Below are 20325 nucleotides of genomic sequence, written 5' to 3'. Positions count from 1 at the left end.
CGGCCTTTGAGCGCGACCGGGCTCAGATCCAGCAACGGGCGGTTTTGCGAGAACCGCCCGTTTGCACATTCTGGCAGATTTCCCAGACACAAGAGCGCGACATAAGCCGTTCCAACCATCCGCGCAGGGAAGGCCGGGATGTCTCCGGTTGCCCTGTTGTCCGCTATGCATGAAGCACACGCAATCTGCTCTTGGCATGGCGGTCCATCGGAGCCAACCGGCTCCCGGTCTTCCCTGCGCCTTCTTTCATGAGAGGGCAAGGCATCGAGACAAAGCTCGGGCGAACAAGCCGCGAGGATGCGAAGATGTGTCTGCGATTGAGCTGGGCGTTAGAGGTCGCAATGCCGACGTTGATGCAGTTGCGCGACGCCGCGTCCACTTCAGCATGCGTAGAAGCGCAACCGTCATAGTCTCTAACGCCCACTAACCAACACCTGACTTAAAACTGTCATAATCACCGAACGGAACCTGCGCCTGTGCGCTCTTTACACGCCGTTAAGCGCACCTGCATTGGGATGCGCCCGCATAGTGCGTTGGGGACTGCCATGAGTGCCGCAAAGAAAGTGCCGGGAAAACCGGCCGCCGAAATGTTCGATGACATCCCGGTGCTTCAACGCAAATGGCGTGCCGCGTTGAAGCCGGGCGAACGGCTGCCGCGTTACGAGGACGTGATGCTCGGCAGCCTCGGACGACTCGCCGACCATATTGCGCTGCTGAAAGGTGACGGCGCGCTCGAACTGTCGCGCAGCGGACGTTACGTGCAGAAATGGCTCTGCGAGGAGCGCTGGGACATTCCCGTCGCGGAGCTGTCGCCCGACTGCGCCACAGCGCTGACGGAAGCGGCCGCGATCGCGCTCGCAACGGGGCGGCCGCATCACGCGAGCGCGCATTGCGTGCGCGACGGCATGGTCAGGACCTACGATCTACTGGCGCTGCCGACCGCCTCGCGCTGGAGCGCGACGCTGGTCGGCACCTACATCAACGAGCGCGGGACGCAATATAATCTCCTCGACGCAATTTTTTCCGCGACCGATGACGCGGTCGTCTCGCTGACGACGCTGCGCGACGCAAGCGGCAAGCCGTTCGATCTCCAGATCGTGCACCACAACAAGAGTGCGAGCGCGCTGCTGAAGGCCGCGACCGGAAGCCTGCTATGGCGGCGGGTCAGTGAGGCAGGCACGCTGCTGGCCGCGCCCGAGATTATGGACTTCCTGCTCAAGGCCGTCTCGGGCGGCCGCTGCGAGCAGCTCGAGATCGAGAGCGACGGACGACACCTGCGCCTCGGCACCACCGCCTTCGCCGACGTGGTCTCGTTGACGATCTCCGACGTCACCGCATTGAAGCGGCGCGACGCCTCGTTCCGCCTGCTGTTCGACAACAACCCGATGCCGATGTGGGTGTTCGACGCACAGACTAAGCAATTCCTTGGCGTCAATGACGCCGCGGTCCAGCATTACGGTTACAGTCGCGCCACCTTCCTGCGCATGAAGCTGCACGAGATCTGGCCCGAGGACGAGTGGAAGAGCCACGCCGAGGCGCTCGAGCGCGTCGGCGATGCCTATCATTCCTCGCGCAACTGGCGGCACTTACGCGCCGACGGCAGCGAGATCGAGGTGCTCACCTTCGGCCGGCGCGTCGCCTTCGACGATCGCGACGGCTATCTGGTCGCGGTGGTCGACATCACCGAACGGCGCAAGGCCGAGGCGCGGATCGCCCACATGGCCCATCACGACGGGCTCACGGACCTGCCGAACCGCGAATATTTCCAGGAGCGGCTGAAGCAGGCGCTCGACCAGGCCGGCGGAAAGCGGGTCGGCGTGCTCTACATCGATCTCGACCTGTTCAAGAACATCAACGATTCCTTCGGGCATCCGGCGGGCGACCGCCTGCTCAAGCAAGTTGCCGAACGCCTGACCAATGCGGTTCGCGGTGCCAATCTCGCGGCGAGGCTCGGTGGTGACGAGTTCGCCGTCATCCTGGCGGCCGACGTCTCGCCGAACGAGGCCAGCGCCTGCGCGACCCTGCTGATCGACATGTTGAAGGCGCCCTATGAGATCGATGGCCAGGAGATGGTGATCGGCGCCAGCATCGGGATCGCGCTGTCACCGGGGGATGGCATGACGTCCGAGGAATTGATGCGCAACGCCGACATGGCCCTGTACCGGGCGAAGTCCGACGGCGGCTGCGTGCACCATTTCTTCGAGCGCGAGATGGACCTTCAGGCGCAGAAGCGCCGCGACATGGAGCTCGACCTGCGCCGCGCCTTTGCCAATGGCGAGTTCGAGCTGCACTACCAGCCGTTGGTGTCGATCGCATCCGACCGCATCTCCGGCTTCGAGTCGCTGTTGCGCTGGCGGCACCCGGACAAGGGCATGATCTCGCCCGCCGAGTTCATTCCGGTCGCCGAGGACATCGGCCTGATCACCCAGCTTGGCGAATGGGTGTTGCGCGAGGCCTGCGCCGAAGCCGTCAAATGGCCTGGCGACGTCAAAGTCGCGGTCAATCTGTCGCCGGCGCAATTCCGCAGCCGCAATCTGGTTCAGGTCGTGATCTCCGCTCTGGCGCAGTCCGGCCTGTCGTCGAGGCGGCTCGAGCTCGAGATCACCGAGTCGATCTTCCTGGCGGAGACCGAATCCAACCTCGCCACGCTGCATCAATTGCGCGAGCTCGGCGTCGGCATCTCCATGGACGATTTCGGCACCGGCTATTCCAGCCTCAGCTATCTCCGCAGCTTCCCCTTCGACAAGATCAAGATCGACCGTTCCTTCATCAAGGATCTGGCGCAGCGGCCCGATTGCGGCGCGATCGTGCGCGCGATCTCCGGTCTTGGCCGCAGCCTCAACATCACCACCACGGCGGAAGGCGTCGAGACCGAGGATCAGCTCGACTGGCTGCGCGCCGAGGGCTGCAACGAGGTGCAGGGCTTCCTGTTCAGCGCAGCGCGGCCCGCCGCCGAGATCGCAAAGCTGCTCGCCGATTTCGGCCAGCGCGCCTCACGGGCGGCGTAGATCCGGAGGATAGCAATCGTAGACCAGTGCCTTGAAGGCGGGTGTGATGCGGCTGCGCTCGTTCTGGGTCTGCTGCATCATGAGGTAGGCCATGTCGAGCTTGGGATCGACGCCGAAATAGGTGCCGCTGCCACTGTCCCATTTCAACTCGCCGATCGAGCCCGGCGGCGGCGGTTTCGCGTTGCCGGGATCGGTGCGCACCGCAAGACCGTAGCCATAGCCGAAGCCGTCGCCCGGGAAATAGAAATAGTCGCGTCCGACGCCGGACCCTGGTCCGATGTGGTCGGTCGTCATGGCCTTGAACGCAGCCGGGCTCAGATAACGCTTGCCCTCGAACTGGCCGCCGTTGAGCAGCATCTGCGCGAAGCGCTGATAATCGGTGATGGTCGAGAGCAGCCCACCGCCGCCGGACTGCCATTCGGGATGGTCGAGGCGCTCGCGCTCGGCGGCGAGCAGGATGAAATCGTTCGGCAGCGGCCGCGCCATCCGCGCCAGCTCGTCCTCCGTCGCCAGCGCAAATTTGGTGCTGCTCATGCCGAGCGGATCGAAGATGCGTGCTTTCAGGAATTCGTACAGCGTCTGGCCCGAGATGATCTCGATGACGGCGCCGAGCACGTCGGTGGAATGACCGTAGCGCCACAACGTTCCCGGCTGCCGCGCCAGCGGCAGCTTCGCGATCCGATCGGCGAATTCCCTGTTGTTGAACTGACCTTCGAAGATATTGGCGGCCTTGTAGGCCTGCTCGACCCATTTGCCGCCAATATAATCGTAGCTGATGCCCGAGGTGTGCCGCAGCAGGTCCTCGATGTTGACGGGACGGACCGGCGGCACGAGATCGAGCTCCAGCTTGCCGTCGGGCTTGGTAATCTCGAGGCCCACCTTGGTATCGGCGAAGAGCGGGACGTATTTCGACACGGGGTCGGTGAGCGCGAGCTTGCCCTCATCGATCAGCATCATCGCGCCGAGGCATGTGATCGGCTTGGTCATCGAGTGGATGGCGAAGATCGTGTCCGGCGTCATGGCAAGGCCGGTCCGGACGTCGCGCACGCCGAACGTCTTGAAATAGACCGGCTTGCCGTGCTGCTGGACCAGGATGACGGCGCCCGGCAGCCGGCCGCTCGTTACCTCGTTGTTGAAATATGCGGTGATGCGATCGAGCCCGTCGGGCGACGGGGAAGGGATGTCGGCGGCGCGACCTCGCGCCATCGAGCCGGCGAGCACCGCGGCTCCGACCAGAAACTCACGCCGTCTCATCCGGGCTTCCTCCCTCGGCGGGATCAAAGCCGCAAGACGCCAAGGGCGTCAACAAGACATCGATTAAAAACGCGTCACGATCTCCGCAAGGAACGGTCGCGGACGGTCTTCGCTTGGCTTGGTCGGCGTGCCGATATGGACGAAGCCGGCGAGCTTTTCGTCCGGCTTGAGGCCGAGGCCGTCCAGCACGTCGCGATCGAAGGCGAACCAGCCGGTCAGCCAGCAGGCGCCGTAGCCGAGGGCGGTTGCGGCCGTGACGATGTTCATGGCGCTGGCGCCCGCCGACAATTCCTGCTCGAAGGCCGGCACCTTCGGATGCGGCTTGGTGAAGCTGACGACGCCGATCACCAGCGGCGCGTCGGTGAGGCGCTTGCGCTCGATCTCGATGTCGGCGGTGGGCGCGCCTGGATTCTTCCGGGCAAAGACTTTTGCGATCACCTCGCCGGCGCGCTGGCGGGCATCGCCCTCGAAAATGATGAAGCGCCAGGGCGCCAGCTTGCCATGATCAGGCACGCGCGCGCCGATGGTGAGGATGGTCTCGAGCTCGGCTGCGGAGGGGCCGGGCTCGGTCATTTCGCGCGGCTTCACCGAGCGGCGGGTCTTCAGGAGTTCGATGGCATCGGGCACTGCGATATCCTCTTCAGCTGGTCGGCGAACGTGCACACCCGAGATAGGCATGCACGCCCGCAACCGGAAGCGAATTTAGATCGATTTCAGGGATCAGAGGGCGCCACGCGCCCGCTGGACGTCCGGCGGCGTTGCCTCGTGGACCAGCGCGGCGATCGCCTCCTGCGTCGTCATCACCTTCTGGCCGTCGCTGCCGAGCCGGCGGACCGAGACCGAATGCGTCTCGGCTTCCTTCTTGCCGACCACGAGCAGCGCCGGGATCTTGGCCAGCGAGTGCTCGCGGACCTTGTAGTTGATCTTCTCGTTCCGCAGGTCGATCTCGACCCGAAGGCCTGCGCGCCGCGCCTGCTCAACGACCTGCTTGGCATATTCGTCGGCTTCCGAGGTGATGGTGGTGACCACCACTTGGACCGGCGAGAGCCAGAGCGGGAAGCTGCCGGCATAGTGCTCGATCAGGATGCCGATATAGCGTTCCATCGAGCCGCAAATCGCGCGGTGCACCATCACCGGCGGTTTCTTGCCGCCGTCATGGTCGATGTAGAACGCGCCGAACCGCTCGGGCAGGTTGAAGTCGACCTGGGTGGTGCCGCACTGCCAGTCGCGACCGATGGCGTCGCGCAGCACATATTCGAACTTCGGGCCGTAGAAGGCGCCTTCGCCCGGATTGATCTCGGTCTTGATGTGGTTGTTCTGCGACTGGATCTCGCGCAGCACCGTCGCCATCACACGCTCCGCGTGATCCCACATCGCGTCGGTGCCGACGCGTTTCTCCGGCCGGGTCGAGAGCTTCACGGTGAGATCGCCGGTGAAGCCGAAGTCGGCGTAGGTCGACAGGATCAGGTCGTTGATCTTCAGGCATTCCTCGGCGAGCTGATCCTCGGTGCAGAAGATGTGCGCATCGTCCTGGGTGAAGCCGCGCACGCGCATCAAGCCGTGCATGGCACCGGAGGGCTCATAGCGATGCACCACGCCGAACTCGGCAAGGCGCAAAGGCAGGTCGCGATAGCTTTTCAGGCCGTGCTTGAAGATCTGCACGTGACCGGGGCAGTTCATGGGCTTGAGCGCAAACCAGCGCTTATCCTCGGCCTCGTCGCCGGCCGACTGCGCCGCGAACATGTTCTCGCGATACCAGCCCCAATGGCCCGAGGTCTCCCACAGCACCTTGTCGAGGATCTGCGGCGCGTTGACCTCGCTGTAGTCGCCGGTCAGGCGTCGCCGCATATAGGCGATGAGCTGCTGGAAGATGGTCCAGCCCTTCGGGTGCCAGAACACGACGCCCGGACCTTCCTCCTGGAAATGGAAAAGGTCGAGCTCGCGTCCGAGCTTGCGATGGTCGCGCTTCTCGGCCTCCTCGATCTGCTTGAGGTAGGCGTCGAGGTCCTCCTGCTTGGCGAAAGCGGTGCCGTAGATGCGGGTCAGCATCGGGTTATTGCTGTCGCCGCGCCAATAGGCGCCGGCGACCTTCATCAGCTTGAAGGCATTGCCGACCTTGCCGGTCGAGGTCATGTGCGGGCCGCGGCAGAGATCGAACCAGTCGCCCTGGTAGTAGATCTTGATCGGCTCGTTGCCGGGAATGGCGTCGACCAGCTCGACCTTGAAGGCTTCGCCCTTGTCGCGGAACACCTGTTTGGTCTTTTCGCGATCCCACACCTCCTTGGTGAAAGGTTTGTCGCGCGCGATGATCTCGCGCATCTTCTTTTCGATCGCGGCAAAATCTTCCGGGGTGAACGGCTCGTTGCGGAAGAAGTCGTAGTAGAAACCGTTCTCGATCACCGGGCCGATCGTGACCTGGGTGCCCGGCCACAGCGATTGCACGGCTTCGGCCAGCACGTGCGCGCAGTCGTGGCGGATCAATTCGAGCGCGCGGGGATCATCGCGATGGACGAACTCGATCCGGGCGTCGGCCTCAATCGGGTCGTTGAGGTCGGCGAGCGTGCCGTCGAGTGCCATCGCCACAGTGCGCTTGGCCAGCGACGGCGAAATGCCCTTGGCGATATCGAGGCCGGTGATGCCCTTGTCGAGCTGACGCTGGGCGCCGTCGGGGAAGATGAGGGTGACTCTGGGGGCGGGGGTCGCGGGCTTCAGATTGGAGAGGCTGTACTGGAAGCCGGACTCGGATTTGGGCTGGTCGGTCATTGCTTTACTCCTGAGGCTCACTCCTGCGAACGAGCGCAGGTAAGCGGGAACGAGCGATATATCAGCCGATTCGGCCTGCGCAATCCGGCAATTCCAAGAAAGTGGCGCGCAAAAGCCGGGACGGTGCACCAACTATTTCAGACCGTGCCCTTTAACAGACCGCAGCTCTGCTCTACATGCACTTGCATGGAAAGATCGCCTGCTGTCCGCCGCTTCGCGCCAACCGCTCTGATGCTCGGCAACATCGTCACCGGCTGCTCGGTGCTTGCGCCGGCGGGCATGCTGCCGGAATTGGCGACTGGGCTCGACGTCAGCATCCATGCGGCCGGGCTCCTGATCACCTTTGGCGCCATCACGCTGTGCATTGGTTCGCCGCTGACGGCCTGGCTCACCAGTCGCATCGAACGGCGGACGCTGCTCACGACGACGCTGGCCGTGCTTGCTCTCGGCAATCTTGCCTCGGCCTTTGCACCCGATTATGCGAGCCTCCTTGCAATCCGTCTGGTGATGCTCGCGATCGGCGCGCTCTATACGCCGCAGGCTGCCGGCACGGCGGCGCTGATCGTGCCGGTGGAGCGACGCGGCAGCACCATCGCCTACATCTTCCTCGGCTGGTCGCTCGCTGCCGCCGTCGGCCTGCCGCTGATCACCTTCATCGCCAGCCGCTATGGCTGGCGCGCCGCCTATGGCGAGATCGGCGCGCTCGGCTGCATCAGCTTCCTGTTGCTGCTGCTGCGCCTGCCGGCGGGCCTGAAGGGCGCGCCGGTGGACATCAAGACTTGGGCCGAGGTCGCCCGCAGCAGGGCCATCCTGCTCCTGCTCGCGATCACCATGCTGCAAATGTCCGGGCAGTTCGTGGTGTTCACCTTCATGGGCCCGCTGCTCAAGAAGCTCACCGGCGCCGGACCCGATGCCATCGGCATCGTGTTTGCCCTGTACGGGGTCTGCGGCTTCCTCGGCGTCGCCATCGCGACTCGCATCGTCGATACCTGGGGGCCTTATCGCACCTCGCTGCTGTTCACCTGCCTCCTGCTTGCGGGGGTCACGGGCTGGGCGCTCGGCGCCGGCACGCTTGTCTTGATGGCGGGCGCGGTCGCGGTCTGGGGCCTTGGCTTTGCCTCGACCAATTCGATGCAGCAGGTGCGGCTGGTCGCGGCCGCGCCATCACTGGCGTCGGCGACCGTCGCCCTCAACACGTCCGTCCTCTATATCGGTCAGGCGGTCGGCTCGGCCATCGGCGGATTACTGTTCGCCCGCGAGCTCCTGCACACGCTCGGCTTCGTCGCGGTCGGTTTCGTGGTGCTGGCGCTGCTGCTGGTGTTCCTGACCAGGCCCCGGCGAGCCGCCGCCGCAACAGCCTGAATCTCGCAGCTTCCTATGCGCAAGGTGCTTGGCAAACCGAGCATGAGGGCGCTAGAACGCCATGCATGGGGACCAAAGAGAGTTGACTGAAATGAGGATGATTCTGGCGGTTGCCGCGGTGCTCTATTCAGCCTCCGCATTTGCGCAAGCCGACAAGCCACCGATGGTGGGGGACAAGCCGCTGGTGCAGGTCAAGCCCAAAGGGACCAAAGAGGCTGCGGCCAAACCCGCTGCGGCGGCGAAGGGTAAGCCGCAATCGATCGCGGCGCGGCTCCAGGCCTGCCTCGAGATCGACGACGGCACCAAGGACCGCCTCAACTGCTACGACGCCGTGATCCCGCCGGCGCCGAAGCCGAAGCCGGCGAAGGCCAAGGGCTACGCAGACTGCCGTTTCTTCAAGGAAGAGGACGAGCGGCTGGCCTGCTTCAACGGCTTTGCCGAGAGCATTCCGAAGCTGCCGAAAACCTAAGCGAGAGACCGGGCCCCTCGGCGCCTTAGAGTCACGTCCGTTTAGCGGCTCGATGCGGGTGGATTGGTAGAGGCCACGCGCGTGAGCGCGGGCGTCGCCGACATCTTCACCAGCACGTCCTTGAGCGGATCCCGCGTCCAGGCCCTCGTCACGTAGTCGCGATGGGTGATGCCCTCGCCAGTCTCGACGAACACCACGCTGCCGGGCCGCAATGGCTCGTCCATGTCCTCGGAGACGCTGATGCCCTTCTGCCGCAGCAGGCTCATCAGCTCGCGGTCGCGCCGCGCGGTGTAGCGGGTGTAGGCGCTGACGAAGAAGCCGGAACGGTGGCTCTCGATCCAGGCCGCGAACTTGTCCATTTCGCCATAGACGGCGTCGAGCAGCACGACGCCGCGGACGCGGTCACTGATGCCGCCGACCTCCAGGCTCCAAGCCGTCGGCAGGAAGCCGCCGCTATAGCCGACGATCACGATCGGCATGTTGGCGAAGGCCCGCGCGCTGTTGGGATCGCCGGTCAGGCGGGCGAGGTGGTTGGCCGATTCCTCCATGAAGCGCTTGAAGCCGCCCGCCTGCCAGAATTTGCCGGCGCTGGAATCGGCGGCATCGACTGCCATCTGCGGCGCAAGCAGGACGGCATTGGCGCCGGAATCGGTGATCTGCTTCGGCACCAGCTGCCGGTCGCGCACATCGCGCTCGAGCGTGGCGCCATTGCCGTGGAAGAACACCACGATCACGCCCGGCTTGCGAACATCGAAATGCTCTGGGACGTGCACCAGCACGCGGCTGTCGCTGTAGGTTTCGTCCTGCCAGTAGACGCGCCCCGAATAGCTGCGGTGGCCGCGGCGGTCACCCTTGGAGATGTTGAGGAAGGGTGCGTCGGAGGCGGGGTTGTTGCCGAAATAGGGAAAGGCCGACGACTTCATGCTGACGAGCGTCGTCAGGTCCTCACGGGGCGGGCGCTTGTAGGGGAGCTGCGGCTCGAGCGAAGCGACCTTGTAGGGCGCCTGCTCAGCCTGGGGCTGCTGCTGGACGGCGCGCTTGGGCGAGAAGTCCGACATCTGCCGTTGCAGCAAGCTCTCGCTCGCCGAGGGGAAACGCTCCTTGAACTGCGGGGCCGGAAAGCGATCTTCGAACGTGTCGCCGCTTGCCACCTGCGCATTTGTCTTTGCGACGACCTGCACGTTGGCCTGCGAGTTCGCCGCGAGCGCCGCCGGATTGGGGGCCTTGCCGCATTGAACCAGCGTCAGCGACAGCGGCACCAGGGCTAGAATCAAGCCGACCCGGAGCACACGACCGCGCGCGCCGGACGTCGTCCGATCGGCACGCGCGTTCGCTCTCAGTTTCGGAACGGCCCCGACCATCCACCCATGACCCCAAGTCACGTCCATCGGCAATTTCAAATCAATTCAGCCGACTGGCGTTTAGGTGACGTTAAGCGTCCAGAGAAATTTCCCCACATCCGGAACCGTCAAAGGGACCATACAATCGTGTCGTGATTGTGGGGAAGGGAAAAGGGATTCTCGGGGGTGGTGCAGCTTTATCGCCCAAGACCGTGCGTGAAAGGTGTCAACATACCCGTCACGCCTGCCTCATTTAACCCTTGTTAACCCTGCTTGAATTGACTGGATCAATCTGCACGATGCCTCCCGATGAGGCGTGACGCCTGAGGCTTGAGAACCCCGATGACGGCATCAGATGCGGGTACCGCGCCCTGGACTGGCCGGCTGACCGAAAGCGGGTCGGGGGTCTCTGTTCTGGTCGCAACCGCCATCGTCATTGCCGACATGATTGGGGTCGGCGTCTTCACCAGCCTCGGCTTCCAGGTCAAGGACATCCCGTCCGGCTTCTCGATCCTGCTGCTCTGGACGGTCGGCGGCATCGTCGCGCTGTGCGGGGTGTTCTCCTACAGCGAGTTGGGCGCGATGTTTCCGCGCTCGAGCGGGGAGTACAATTTCCTCGGCCGCGCCTATCATCCCGCCTTCGGCTTTCTCGCCGGCTGGGTCTCGGCCACGGTGGGGTTTGCGGCGCCAGTCGCGCTCGCCGCGATGGCGTTCGGCGAATATGCCAAATCGGTCGCGGACGATCTGCCTCCGATCCCGCTCGCCATCGGCGTGGTGTGGCTGGTCTCGCTCGTGCAACTGACCGGCGTCAGGCACTCCTCGACGTTCCAATTGATCTCGACGATTTTGAAGGTCGTGCTGATCGTCGCCTTCCTGGTGGCCGGCTTCGTCATCGGCGTGCCGCAGCAGATCGCCTTCACGCCGCAGCCGGGCGATCTCGCCCACATCGTCAGCGCGCCCTTCGCGATCGGGCTCGTCTTCGTGATGTACTCGTTCTCGGGCTGGAATGCCGCGACCTACATCATAGGCGAGATGACCACGCCGCAGCGGAGCCTGCCGCGCGCATTGCTTGTGGGCACGCTGATCGTGCTCGTCCTCTATGTCGCGCTGAACGCGGTGTTCCTCTACTCGACGCCGGTCAGTGCGCTGGCGGGCCAGCTCGACGTTGCCAGCGTCGCCGGCAGCGCCATCTTCGGCGGCCTCGGCGGCCGGATCGTCGGCGCGATGATCTGTGCCGGTCTGATCTCCTCGATCAGCGCGATGATGTGGATCGGCCCGCGGGTGATGATGACGATGGGCGAGGACATTCCGGCGCTGCGCGTGTTCTCGCAGCGATCGGCGAACGGTGCGCCGGCCTATGCCATCCTGTTTCAGCTCGCCGTCGCGACCCTGCTGCTGTTCACGCGCAGCTTCGAGGCGGTGCTCGACTTCATCCAGTTCGCGCTGCTGTTCTGCTCGTTCTTCACCGTCGCCGGCGTCATCAAGCTCCGCATCACCGATCCCGATTTGCCGCGGCCCTATCGCGCCTGGGGATACCCGTTCACGCCGCTCGTTTTCCTGCTCGTGACCGCGTTCATGATGTACTACCTCTTGATCGAGCGGCCGGTGCAGTCGCTGTCGGGGATGCTCGTCATGCTCTCGGGTCTGTTGATTTATGTCGTCTTCCGCAGGCGGCCGGTGGCCGCTGCCGCTTCACCACATCGCGAATCGACATGATCCGACCCCTGAGAATTGCGGCCGTCGCTCTTGCCTTGCTGGCTGCGGCTGTCTCGTCCGCACGCGCCGCCGACGTCACCTTCGACGACACTGCGCGCTTCCTTGCGGGCATGCAGCCGTCGGCGGACTCGCCGCTGGTGCCGCTCACGAAGGATCCAGGCTGGCAGCGTCATGCAAAATTCTTTGACAGCGCCTTCGCCCAGCTCGAGCAGCGGCAGCTCTCGAAGATCCGCAATTGGGCCGACGTCAATCTCGCCGCGCCGCGGCCAACCATGTTCTACATGTTCAGCGGCCCGGACTTCCTCTACGCCAATGCCTTCTATGCCAACGCCAGCACCTACGTGCTTGGCGCGCTGGAGCCGGTGGGAGCGGTGCCCGAGCTGACGCGGCTGCCGCGTAGTTCGATCGGCGCTGCGCTCTACAACGTCGAGCGCTCGCTCGGCTCGATCCTGAGCTTTTCCTTCTTCATTACCAAGCAGATGAAGGTCGACCTGCACGCCAATCAGGTCAACGGTACGCTGCCGATCCTCTATGTTTTCCTCGCGCGCTCCGGCAAGACCATCCGCAATGTCGAGATGATCGCGCTCGACAACAAGGGCGGGGTTCACACGGCCGGCGACAATCCGGGACCCAACGCGACGCATGGCGTCCGCATCACCTTCGCCGGCAGCGACGGGGAAGCGCGCACGCTGTATTATTTCTCTACTGATCTTTCCAATTCCGGTGCGCGCGCGGCCGGCTTCCTGAAATTCTGCGAGACGCTGGGCCCCGGCAACAGCCTGCTCAAGAGCGCGTCCTATCTGCTGCATTCCGGCAATTTTACCCTCGTGCGCGACTGGCTCCTCGCCAACAGCGCCACCATCATCCAGGACGATTCCGGCATTCCGCTCGCGAACTACAATGCACGGCAATGGCGGTTCTTTCCGTTCGGCCGCTATCTCGGTCCGATCGATGAATTCGCAAGCCGCTACCAGGAGCGCTATGCCGAATTGTTCACGCGCGCCCAGCCGATCGATTTCGGCGTGGGCTATCGCTGGCGGACGCACGAATCGAACTTGCTGCTGTCGGTGAAGGTGCCGGGCAGCGAGATCGCGCCGGCGGAGACCACCTCGTCCGCCGAGCCGTCGTCAAAGCCGCCGCGACCGAAGCGGCTACGCCCGCCGGAGTCGATCCCGCCGCAGTCCGGACGTTTCTTCTGGTTCCGCTAGCTACCAGTGCACATTCTGGCTCGGCACGATGAACGCCGTCGTGCTTGGCGGCGTGGCGAAGCTCGTCGCCAGATACCAGCCGGAGCCGAGCACGAACACCAGTAGGGCGACGATCGCGAGCAGATCGATGATTCTGGGATCGTGATGGCCTCTCCGACCAGAATTGAGACCAGGTCCGGAGGGAAAATGACGGCTGATTTTCCAGCGCATTGTTGTTTCCTCCCGATGGGAGCATCACATCAACGCGAGGCGAGAGTTCCGGTTCCGACCGCGACGGCACAGCACCGCAGCACTCAGGATGCGTTGACCCCGCGCCAGCGGCCGTAGCGCCAGGGCACATACCAGCGCGCGCCTTGCGGTGCGGTGAGCGGTACGTTGTCGATGCCCGAGGTGCCGAAGGGATTGCAGCGCAATAGGCGCGCGAGTGTCATCCAGCCGCCGGCCCAGAGTCCGAACCGTTCGATCGCTTCGTCGCCGTAGACGGAGCAGGTCGGCAGGTGCCGGCAATTGTAACCAACCAGAGGCGACAACGTGTGCCGATAGAGCCAGATCAGCGCGCGGCCGAATCGGCGCGGGAGCCGGAGCGCGCCCGCGACCGGGCTGGAACAGTGCTCGCAGGCTGAATGCTTCATGTGCGCTTTGCTGTCAGGTTAAGCGAAGTATTGCTCAGTTCCGCAGCAGGGAACTGTAAGCTGTTGTTTGCGCGCCATATTTTGCCTGCTTTCTGGGAGCAGTGCAGCAAGTATCTGTGGACGATCTGTATTCGCCCGGATACCATTTTTATGACGCCCGTGTGTAGAAACATACGCCTGTATGATGGACTCAGAGGGCGCTACCGGGGATTGTTTGGGGACCTTTTAGGGCTTGGGGAAGGAACCAGATTGAGACTTCTGAACTCCCTTAATCTTCGCGGCTGGTTGCTGGTGGGAACCGCCGTGTGTGGAGTCGCGCTGGCTGGCGCCGTCGCGACCCTTGGAACGTCAGCTCGAGCCGGTGCTGCGCTCGAAGAGCGCAAGCTGCCGATGAAGTTCAGCTGGGTGGCCTGCGAGCCGAACTGCCGCGGCTGGGTCAGCGCGGTCGGAATCATCACCGCCGATACGCCGAAGGCTTTTGAGGAGTTTTCTCGCGGGCGCCAGCTGGGCGGCGCCACGGTGGTGCTCGACTCCAGCGGCGGCTCGGTCAACGACGCGATCACGCTCGGCCGGCGCTTCCGCAACCTCGGACTTCTGACCACGGTCGGAATCAGCGTTCAGAACCGCGGCGGGCAAGGCGCCCGTCCGGCGGTCGCGCCGGGGGCCTATTGCGAATCGATGTGCGTGTTCCTGCTGCTCGCCGGCAAGAAGCGCTATGTGCCGGAAGCTGCCCATGTCCGGGTCCACCAGATCTGGATGGGCGACCGCGCTGACGATGCCAAGGCTGCGAGCTACAGCGCCCAGGACCTGATGATCGTGGAGCGCGACATCGGCCGGCTGGCCAAATACACGTTCGACATGGGGGGTGCCGGCGATCTGCTGTCGCTCGCACTCAGCGTGCCGCCGTGGGAAGATTTGCATGAGCTCGACGCCGGAGAGCTTAAGCTCACCAATCTCGTGACCACCGACCTCGTGGCCGACGTGTTGCCGCATGTGGACATCTCCGCACCGGCGATGGCGGAGCTTACATCGAAGACGCAGGCCAGGTACGGCGCGGAACCGGAGCAGCCGCAGCAATCTGCCAAATCAACCAAGACCGCGGAAGCCCTGGTGCCGACGGCCGGCGGCGTGGCGACACCAGCGGCGGCGGCGCAGAAGTAAACGATATGCTTTGATGGTCATTCCGTGGCGCGCGACAGCGCCAGCCCGGAAGATCGGCAATCTCTGGATCCGGGTTCGATGCGGAGCATGTCGTCGACCCGGCCAATACGCCGGGTCCGGTGGCATCGCCCCGGAACGACGGAGAGCACTCAGCCCTGAGCCGCCGCCGGCTGCTTCGCCTTGGCCTCGATCTGGCCGATAGCATCGACCACCGCATCGAAGGTGAGAAGGGTCGAGGCATGCCGCGCCTTGTAGTCGCGGACCGGCTCGAGGAACTTGATCTCTTCCCATTTTCCTTCAGGAGGCGCACCGTTCTCCTTCAGCATCTTGCGAACGGTTTCGCGCAACTCACGGAGTTCGCTCGCAGTCGACCCCACGATCCGACTTGCCATGATGGACGAAGAGGCCTGTCCCAAGGCGCAGGCCTTCACGTCATGGGCGAAGTCGGTGACGGTGTTCCCGTTCATCTTGAGGTCGACCTTCACGGTCGAGCCGCACAGCTTGGAGTGGGCAGTGGCCGAGGCATCGGGGTCCGACAGCCGCCCGAGCCGCGGAATATTCCCGGCCAGTTCGATGATCCGCTTGTTGTAGATGTCGTTCAGCATGTGATGGAGTCCAGCACTTCCGCACCCGATCGGCCTTGGCGGGCGGCGTCCAGGGTCCTATATAGGGTCGGAACTCGCGGAAAAACAGTCCAGCGGCCCACCGGCGGTGATCCAGAATGGTGCGGCCGGCGTGGCGACGAGCGGACCTTTTTCGCCGAGACTGTTCTGTTCAGGCGTCCGGCGGCTTGCCGCCCCGTCTGCCGGTGACACTCCGGCCGTAAGGCCGTCGAACGGAGTCGATATGGACGCTGCAATCAAATCCATCCGCCCCAACAAGCCCTCGGACCGCCAGCCCGAGAGCCGCCCGGCCGAGCTTGATCCCGCTGAATTTCTCGCGGCCGCCGTCCGCGCCGACCAGCCGCGCCCTGCGCGCGCCGAGGCGGAAGCAGCGGTGAAGACGCTGCTCGCCTATATCGGCGAGGATACCGAGCGCGAAGGCCTGCTCGACACGCCGCGCCGCGTGGTCGAGGCCTTCGACGAGCTCTATCAGGGCTACCATCAATGCCCGGCCGAGGTCCTGGACCGCACCTTCGGCGAGACGGCGGGCTATGACGATTTCGTCCTGGTGCGGGATATCGAGTTCACCTCGCAATGCGAGCATCACATGATGCCGTTCTACGGCAAGGCGCACATCGCCTATACGCCGGTGGAGCGCGTCGTCGGCCTATCCAAGCTCGCGCGCCTGACCGATATCTTCGCCCGCCGGCTCCAGACCCAGGAACATCTGACGGCGCAGATCGCGGCCGCCATCGACGAGGTCCTCAAGCCGCGCGGCGTGGCCGTGCTGATCGAGGCCGAGCATACCTGCATGTCGGTGCGCGGTGTCGCCAAGCATGGCGCTTCCACCTTCACCAGCCGCTTCACCGGCATGTTCCGGGACAATCCGGCGGAACAGGCCCGTTTCCTGTCCCTTGTGCGAGGCCTGCAGCGCTGACCTCGCCAACGTTTTAAGCGAGGACGCTCGTGTCCGCCCACTCTCACGAAGTCGAGGAAGGTCTCGCCTTCCTGCCGAAATTCGACGCCGCGGGCCTTGTGACGTGCGTGGCAACCGACGTCGTCAATGGCGACGTCCTCATGGTCGCGCACATGAATGACGAGGCGCTGCGCAAGACGATCGCGACCGGCGAAGCCTGGTACTTCAGCCGCTCGCGCAACGCCTTGTGGCGAAAAGGTGAGACATCGGGTCAGACCCAGCGCGTGGTCGAGATACGCACCGATTGCGACCAGGACGCGGTCTGGATCCGCGTCGAGCAGATCGGCGCGGCCTGCCATACCGGGCGACGTTCGTGCTTCTACCGCAAGGTCGAGGCCGAGGGCGGCGGCGCTAGGCTCGTCTTCGTTGATGCCGAGCGGCTGTTCGATCCGGGCGACATCTACAAGAAGTAGCCATCCGTCATTCTGGGGCATGTGAAGCACGAGCCCGGAATCGATCGTGCGATATCATGTGCGGTGGAATGGATTCTGGGGCTCGCAGCTTCGGTGCGCCCCCGAACGACTCGGTTCGGCAGGGCGAGAGCCAAATTTACCCCGCATTAACCATACCTGTTCCACGGTGAGACGACTGGGCGCCGAATTGCCGGCGCCGCTCAATGCCGCGCGGGGCGGGCACTTCATCATGTCGGTCGACAAGTTCAGTGCGACGCAGACGGCCGGTCTCGATCCGTCGCGGGCGCGCGTCGCCGGCGCGATCAAGCAGGCCTCCAATATCTCCGGCGTCGGCTTCCAGTACATGTTGACCACCGCCAAGATGGAATCGGATTTCAATCCGACGGCCGGTGCCACCACCTCGTCCGCGCACGGGCTCTATCAGTTCATCGATCAGACCTGGCTTGGCACAGTGAAGGAGGCGGGCACTCAGCTCGGCTATGGCAGCTATGCCGACGCCATTACGAAGACCGCGTCGGGCAGCTACATCGTCGATGATCCGATGATCAAGCGGTCGATCATGAAGCTGCGCGACGATCCCGAGGCCGCGTCCAGCATGGCGGCGGCGCTGACGCAGTCGAACAGTTTCAAGCTCACCGGCCTGCTCGGGCGCAGGCCGAGCGACAGCGAACTCTACATGGCGCATTTCATGGGTGTCGGCGGCGCCGCGAAACTGATCGCCAATGCCGAGGACAATCCGCAAGCCGTCGGCGCGCGGCTCTTTCCGAACGCGGCCGCCGCCAACCGCTCGATCTTCTACGCCAATGACGGCCGGGCGCGCAGCGTCTCCGAAGTCTACTCGGTGCTGGACGCGCGCTATGCCAGCGCGGCGAATTCCAAGATCACCCGCAGTGCGATGGCGATGTATGGCGGCACGCCCTCGACTACGCAGGTGGCGGGCGCCAACGGCGTACAGCCGACAGCGCCGGTGATCGACAACGCCGCTTATCTCCAAACCTTCCCCAATACCCGCGCCGTGACGCCCGTCAGTGCGACGTCACCTACGACGCTCGCGGACAATGCGCCGACCACGCCGGCGTTTCGTTCGATCTATCAGCCTGGCGACGCCACGCAGCCGGTCTCGACCGCTGTGCAGAAATTGTGGGGCAACAACGCCACGCTCACCTCGGTGGCCTCAGCAACGCCGGACATGCGTCCGCCGCAGCCGCTCGATCTCTTCAGCGATCGCAGCGGCACGTTCTCGAGCTAGCATCTGCTCTCGTGCCCGGACGCTCTGCAGCGTACAACGCTTGCGGCGCTGAGCTGGGACCCAGGCGCAGCAAATCCTTCCGAACAAATAGGCCCGGCTTAGCGGCGCAGCGCTCGCGCGCCGCACCGTGTGCGGGATACAAGAAAAGCGCGGCTTTGTTCCCTTAACAAAACGTCAATAAAACCAGCCAGTTATGGTGAACGCTTTGTTAAGCGTCGTGGTTTATTTTGTGTTGCAGGTGACAAGCCGTCACTATTTTTCGTTTTCGTTGCGTAGGCCGGAAGCACCATGATTGTTCGGCAGTTCATCAATTGGATCAGGACGGCGTCCGCGGGCGAGCGGGCCGAGGCGACGCGGGCGTTGGCCCGGGCCTGGCTGATTTCAGACCTTTCTCATGATGACCGCGTCGCCGCCGAAGGCGCGCTTTTGATGTTGCTCGACGATCCCTCGCCGCTGGTGCGGCGGGCGATGGCCGAGGCCTTTGCGCGCAGCACCGAGGCGCCGGCTGCAATCGTGCGGGCGCTGTCGGCGGATCAGCCGACGGTTGCGCTGCCCGTGCTCGAACATTCTCCGCTGCTGATCGATGCCGATCTCGTCGACATCGTCGCCACCGGCAATGACGAGGTGCAGTGCGCGGTCGCCCGCCGTATCGCGCTGCCGGTCTCGGTCTGCGCCGCCATCGCCGAGGTCGGCTGCGCGGCGGCCGCGCTGGAGCTGATCGAAAATCCCCATGCCGAGCTCGCGCCGTTCTCGTGGAATCGTATCGTCGAGCGCCACGGCCACCTCGCCGCGATCCGCGAAGCGATGCTGGTGCTGGAGGATCTGCCGGCCGCAACGCGCGCGGCGCTGGTGGCCAAGCTTTCCGAGACCCTTGCGCAATTCGTCGTGGCCCGAAACTGGCTGAGTGCCGATCGTGCCGAACGCATCACGATCGAGGCGCGCGACCGCTCCACCATCAACATCGCGGCGCGCTCGCGCGGTGGGGACATGCAGGGCCTGGTGCGGCACCTGCGCATCACCGGCCAGCTCACGGCGGGTCTGATTTTGCGCGCGCTGCTGTCGAGCAATCTCGACCTGTTCGACGCGGCGCTCGCCGAACTCGCCGATCTGCCGCTGGCGCGCGTCTCGGCGCTGCTGCACGAGCGCGGCGGCAACACCCTGCACGCGTTGCTCCGCCGCGCCGGGCTGCCCGAGGCGACATTTGCGGCATTCCAAGTCGCGCTCGACGCCTGCCACGAGCAGGGTTTTGTCGACACCGATGACCGCGCGGTACGGCTGCGCCGTCGCATGGTGGAGCGCGTGCTCACCCATTGTGAGACCGACCGCGGCGCTACCGAACCGTTGATGGTCCTGCTCCGCCGCTTCGCCACCGAGTCCGCGCGCGAAGAGGCGCGGCTGTTCTGCGACGAGCTCGTCGCCGAGGACGCGGTCGATCCGCTCTATGACGATCTGATCGCGGCGTAGCAGGTCCTGCGAATTCCGTCACTGCGAGCGCAGCGAAGCAATCCAGAGTCTCACCGCGGAGACAGTTCTGGATTGCTTCGCTGCGCTCGCAACGACGAGAGGGAAGAGCTGGGCCTTATTCCGCCGGCGCAATGCTTGGCGCCAGGATCACCTCGAGATGTTCGGGGCGATCACGGTTGACATGGGCGAGATATTCGTCGGCGACCTTGCGCAGGCGCCGGCTGAGCTCCGCGGAGACGCTGATGCTGTCAAGCCTGGTGTTCTCGTGCGCGATGGCGAGGATTGCGTTGATGTGGTGCGTGAACAGCTCGGCCGGCACCTTCGAAAGATCCGGCGCATGCTCGATGATGCGGCACAGGCTCTCGGCGATTCCCGCTGCCGAAGGAAAGCCGAAAGTCGCCGCATCGCCTTTGATGTCGTGTGCGGCGTGGAACAGCTCGTCGCGCAGCTTCCTGGTGAAACCATCCTGCTGCACCTCGGTCCAGGCGGCGGACAGTCTCTCGACCTCGATCCTCATCCAGTCCTTGAATTGGCCGGACAGGCCCGCCAGCGCCTGCTCGGCGCGGGCGACCGGATCGTCCATGTCTTTTGCTTCGACCCGGCGCAGCACTTTTCGCAAGGGATTGGGCTGCGTGATGACGTGATGCGTGGCGAAGGCCTTGACCTCGATGTCCTTTGCGCTGTTCTTCGCCATGATGCCTGCCTCGT

The 20325-nt window shown here is 64.4% G+C and carries 18 protein-coding genes; 10 read left to right on the top strand and 8 right to left on the bottom strand.

The window, feature by feature from the left end; translation table 11 throughout:
* The first annotated feature begins 545 nt into the window (after positions 1–545).
* A complete protein-coding gene (locus IVB01_RS14155) occupies positions 546–3008 on the top strand; it encodes an EAL domain-containing protein (RefSeq protein ID WP_247280870.1) in 2463 nt (820 codons plus the stop codon).
* Here the strand turns inward: IVB01_RS14155 and IVB01_RS14150 are convergent.
* The 3 genes from IVB01_RS14150 to thrS all read right to left on the bottom strand — a co-directional run bounded on the left by IVB01_RS14150 (position 2994) and on the right by thrS (position 7025).
* A complete protein-coding gene (locus tag IVB01_RS14150; RefSeq protein WP_247280871.1) occupies positions 2994–4262 on the bottom strand; it encodes a serine hydrolase domain-containing protein in 1269 nt (422 codons plus the stop codon). The two genes, IVB01_RS14155 and IVB01_RS14150, sit on opposite strands and share 15 nt — an antisense overlap.
* A 63-nt stretch (positions 4263–4325) precedes the next feature.
* Positions 4326–4889, bottom strand: coding sequence for a nitroreductase (locus tag IVB01_RS14145; protein WP_247280872.1), 564 nt, complete (start codon positions 4887–4889; stop codon positions 4326–4328).
* Positions 4890–4982: 93 nt separating this feature from the next.
* Positions 4983–7025: a threonine--tRNA ligase gene (thrS, locus tag IVB01_RS14140; RefSeq protein ID WP_247494606.1), complete on the bottom strand. Its 2043-nt coding sequence runs from the start codon at positions 7023–7025 to the stop codon at positions 4983–4985.
* Positions 7026–7211: 186 nt separating this feature from the next.
* Between thrS and IVB01_RS14135 the strand changes: the two genes are divergently transcribed.
* Positions 7212–8387 (top strand): MFS transporter, encoded by a 1176-nt coding sequence (locus IVB01_RS14135; protein ID WP_247280874.1) that lies wholly within the window; start codon positions 7212–7214, stop codon positions 8385–8387.
* Between the two features lie 91 nt (positions 8388–8478).
* Positions 8479–8856, top strand: a complete 378-nt coding sequence (locus IVB01_RS14130; RefSeq protein WP_091889385.1) for a hypothetical protein — start codon at positions 8479–8481, stop codon at positions 8854–8856.
* A 41-nt stretch (positions 8857–8897) separates the two neighbouring features.
* Here the strand turns inward: IVB01_RS14130 and IVB01_RS14125 are convergent, their stop codons facing one another.
* Positions 8898–10217 carry an alpha/beta hydrolase gene (locus tag IVB01_RS14125; protein WP_247280875.1) on the bottom strand — a complete coding sequence of 440 codons (1320 nt, stop codon included), beginning with the start codon at positions 10215–10217 and terminating at the stop codon, positions 8898–8900.
* A gap of 321 nt (positions 10218–10538) precedes the next feature.
* Between IVB01_RS14125 and IVB01_RS14120 the strand changes: the two genes are divergently transcribed.
* Positions 10539–11912 carry an amino acid permease gene (locus IVB01_RS14120; RefSeq protein ID WP_247280876.1) on the top strand — a complete coding sequence of 458 codons (1374 nt, stop codon included), beginning with the start codon at positions 10539–10541 and terminating at the stop codon, positions 11910–11912.
* Positions 11909–13120, top strand: coding sequence for a hypothetical protein (locus IVB01_RS14115; protein ID WP_247418122.1), 1212 nt, complete (start codon positions 11909–11911; stop codon positions 13118–13120). Before IVB01_RS14120 ends, IVB01_RS14115 begins: the two co-directional genes overlap by 4 nt.
* On the opposite strand, the gene IVB01_RS14110 is transcribed toward IVB01_RS14115, so the two are convergent.
* Positions 13121–13330, bottom strand: a complete 210-nt coding sequence (locus tag IVB01_RS14110) for a hypothetical protein (RefSeq protein ID WP_247280878.1) — start codon at positions 13328–13330, stop codon at positions 13121–13123.
* A gap of 83 nt (positions 13331–13413) precedes the next feature.
* Positions 13414–13752, bottom strand: coding sequence for a membrane protein insertion efficiency factor YidD (gene yidD / locus IVB01_RS14105; protein ID WP_247280879.1), 339 nt, complete (start codon positions 13750–13752; stop codon positions 13414–13416).
* A gap of 249 nt (positions 13753–14001) precedes the next feature.
* Here yidD and IVB01_RS14100 point away from each other — a divergent pair, with 249 nt between their 5' ends.
* Positions 14002–14913, top strand: a complete 912-nt coding sequence (locus tag IVB01_RS14100; protein ID WP_247280956.1) for a hypothetical protein — start codon at positions 14002–14004, stop codon at positions 14911–14913.
* A 149-nt stretch (positions 14914–15062) separates the two neighbouring features.
* Here IVB01_RS14100 and IVB01_RS14095 read toward each other — a convergent pair whose 3' ends face one another.
* Positions 15063–15518 (bottom strand): iron-sulfur cluster assembly scaffold protein, encoded by a 456-nt coding sequence (locus tag IVB01_RS14095; protein ID WP_247280880.1) that lies wholly within the window; start codon positions 15516–15518, stop codon positions 15063–15065.
* Positions 15519–15759: 241 nt separating this feature from the next.
* Here IVB01_RS14095 and folE point away from each other — a divergent pair, with 241 nt between their 5' ends.
* The 4 genes from folE (at position 15760) to IVB01_RS14075 (ending at position 19617) form a co-directional block, all read left to right on the top strand.
* Positions 15760–16452 carry a GTP cyclohydrolase I FolE gene (gene folE / locus IVB01_RS14090; RefSeq protein WP_247280881.1) on the top strand — a complete coding sequence of 231 codons (693 nt, stop codon included), beginning with the start codon at positions 15760–15762 and terminating at the stop codon, positions 16450–16452.
* A gap of 29 nt (positions 16453–16481) precedes the next feature.
* The gene (gene hisI / locus IVB01_RS14085; protein WP_247280882.1) at positions 16482–16904 is read left to right on the top strand and encodes a phosphoribosyl-AMP cyclohydrolase; all 423 of its coding nucleotides are present in this window, start codon (positions 16482–16484) and stop codon (positions 16902–16904) included.
* Between the two features lie 187 nt (positions 16905–17091).
* Positions 17092–18153, top strand: a complete 1062-nt coding sequence (locus IVB01_RS14080; RefSeq protein ID WP_247280957.1) for a lytic transglycosylase domain-containing protein — start codon at positions 17092–17094, stop codon at positions 18151–18153.
* 288 nt (positions 18154–18441) lie between these two features.
* Positions 18442–19617 carry a DUF2336 domain-containing protein gene (locus IVB01_RS14075; protein ID WP_247280883.1) on the top strand — a complete coding sequence of 392 codons (1176 nt, stop codon included), beginning with the start codon at positions 18442–18444 and terminating at the stop codon, positions 19615–19617.
* A gap of 115 nt (positions 19618–19732) precedes the next feature.
* Here IVB01_RS14075 and IVB01_RS14070 read toward each other — a convergent pair whose 3' ends face one another.
* Positions 19733–20311 carry an Hpt domain-containing protein gene (locus IVB01_RS14070; RefSeq protein ID WP_247280884.1) on the bottom strand — a complete coding sequence of 193 codons (579 nt, stop codon included), beginning with the start codon at positions 20309–20311 and terminating at the stop codon, positions 19733–19735.
* Between the last annotated feature and the right edge of the window lie 14 nt (positions 20312–20325).

This window comes from Bradyrhizobium sp. 164 (genome assembly GCF_023073715.1).
Classification (GTDB): domain Bacteria; phylum Pseudomonadota; class Alphaproteobacteria; order Rhizobiales; family Xanthobacteraceae; genus Bradyrhizobium.
The sequence above is the reverse complement of the archived record's forward strand: the minus strand, read 5'-3'. Positions and strand labels throughout refer to the sequence as shown.

What these genes read in the sequence shown, in the direction of transcription:
- IVB01_RS14115 (WP_247418122.1), top strand. Translation starts at nt 11,909, where the DNA reads ATGATCCGACCCCTGAGAATTGCGGCCGTCGCTCTTGCCTTGCTGGCT.
- IVB01_RS14135 (WP_247280874.1), top strand. Translation starts at nt 7,212, where the DNA reads ATGGAAAGATCGCCTGCTGTCCGCCGCTTCGCGCCAACCGCTCTGATG.
- IVB01_RS14150 (WP_247280871.1), bottom strand. Translation starts at nt 4,262, where the DNA reads ATGAGACGGCGTGAGTTTCTGGTCGGAGCCGCGGTGCTCGCCGGCTCG.
- yidD (WP_247280879.1), bottom strand. Translation starts at nt 13,752, where the DNA reads ATGAAGCATTCAGCCTGCGAGCACTGTTCCAGCCCGGTCGCGGGCGCG.
- IVB01_RS14110 (WP_247280878.1), bottom strand. Translation starts at nt 13,330, where the DNA reads ATGCGCTGGAAAATCAGCCGTCATTTTCCCTCCGGACCTGGTCTCAAT.
- IVB01_RS14075 (WP_247280883.1), top strand. Translation starts at nt 18,442, where the DNA reads ATGATTGTTCGGCAGTTCATCAATTGGATCAGGACGGCGTCCGCGGGC.
- thrS (WP_247494606.1), bottom strand. Translation starts at nt 7,025, where the DNA reads ATGACCGACCAGCCCAAATCCGAGTCCGGCTTCCAGTACAGCCTCTCC.
- IVB01_RS14070 (WP_247280884.1), bottom strand. Translation starts at nt 20,311, where the DNA reads ATGGCGAAGAACAGCGCAAAGGACATCGAGGTCAAGGCCTTCGCCACG.
- IVB01_RS14130 (WP_091889385.1), top strand. Translation starts at nt 8,479, where the DNA reads ATGAGGATGATTCTGGCGGTTGCCGCGGTGCTCTATTCAGCCTCCGCA.
- IVB01_RS14095 (WP_247280880.1), bottom strand. Translation starts at nt 15,518, where the DNA reads ATGCTGAACGACATCTACAACAAGCGGATCATCGAACTGGCCGGGAAT.
- IVB01_RS14125 (WP_247280875.1), bottom strand. Translation starts at nt 10,217, where the DNA reads ATGGTCGGGGCCGTTCCGAAACTGAGAGCGAACGCGCGTGCCGATCGG.
- IVB01_RS14120 (WP_247280876.1), top strand. Translation starts at nt 10,539, where the DNA reads ATGACGGCATCAGATGCGGGTACCGCGCCCTGGACTGGCCGGCTGACC.
- folE (WP_247280881.1), top strand. Translation starts at nt 15,760, where the DNA reads ATGGACGCTGCAATCAAATCCATCCGCCCCAACAAGCCCTCGGACCGC.
- IVB01_RS14155 (WP_247280870.1), top strand. Translation starts at nt 546, where the DNA reads ATGAGTGCCGCAAAGAAAGTGCCGGGAAAACCGGCCGCCGAAATGTTC.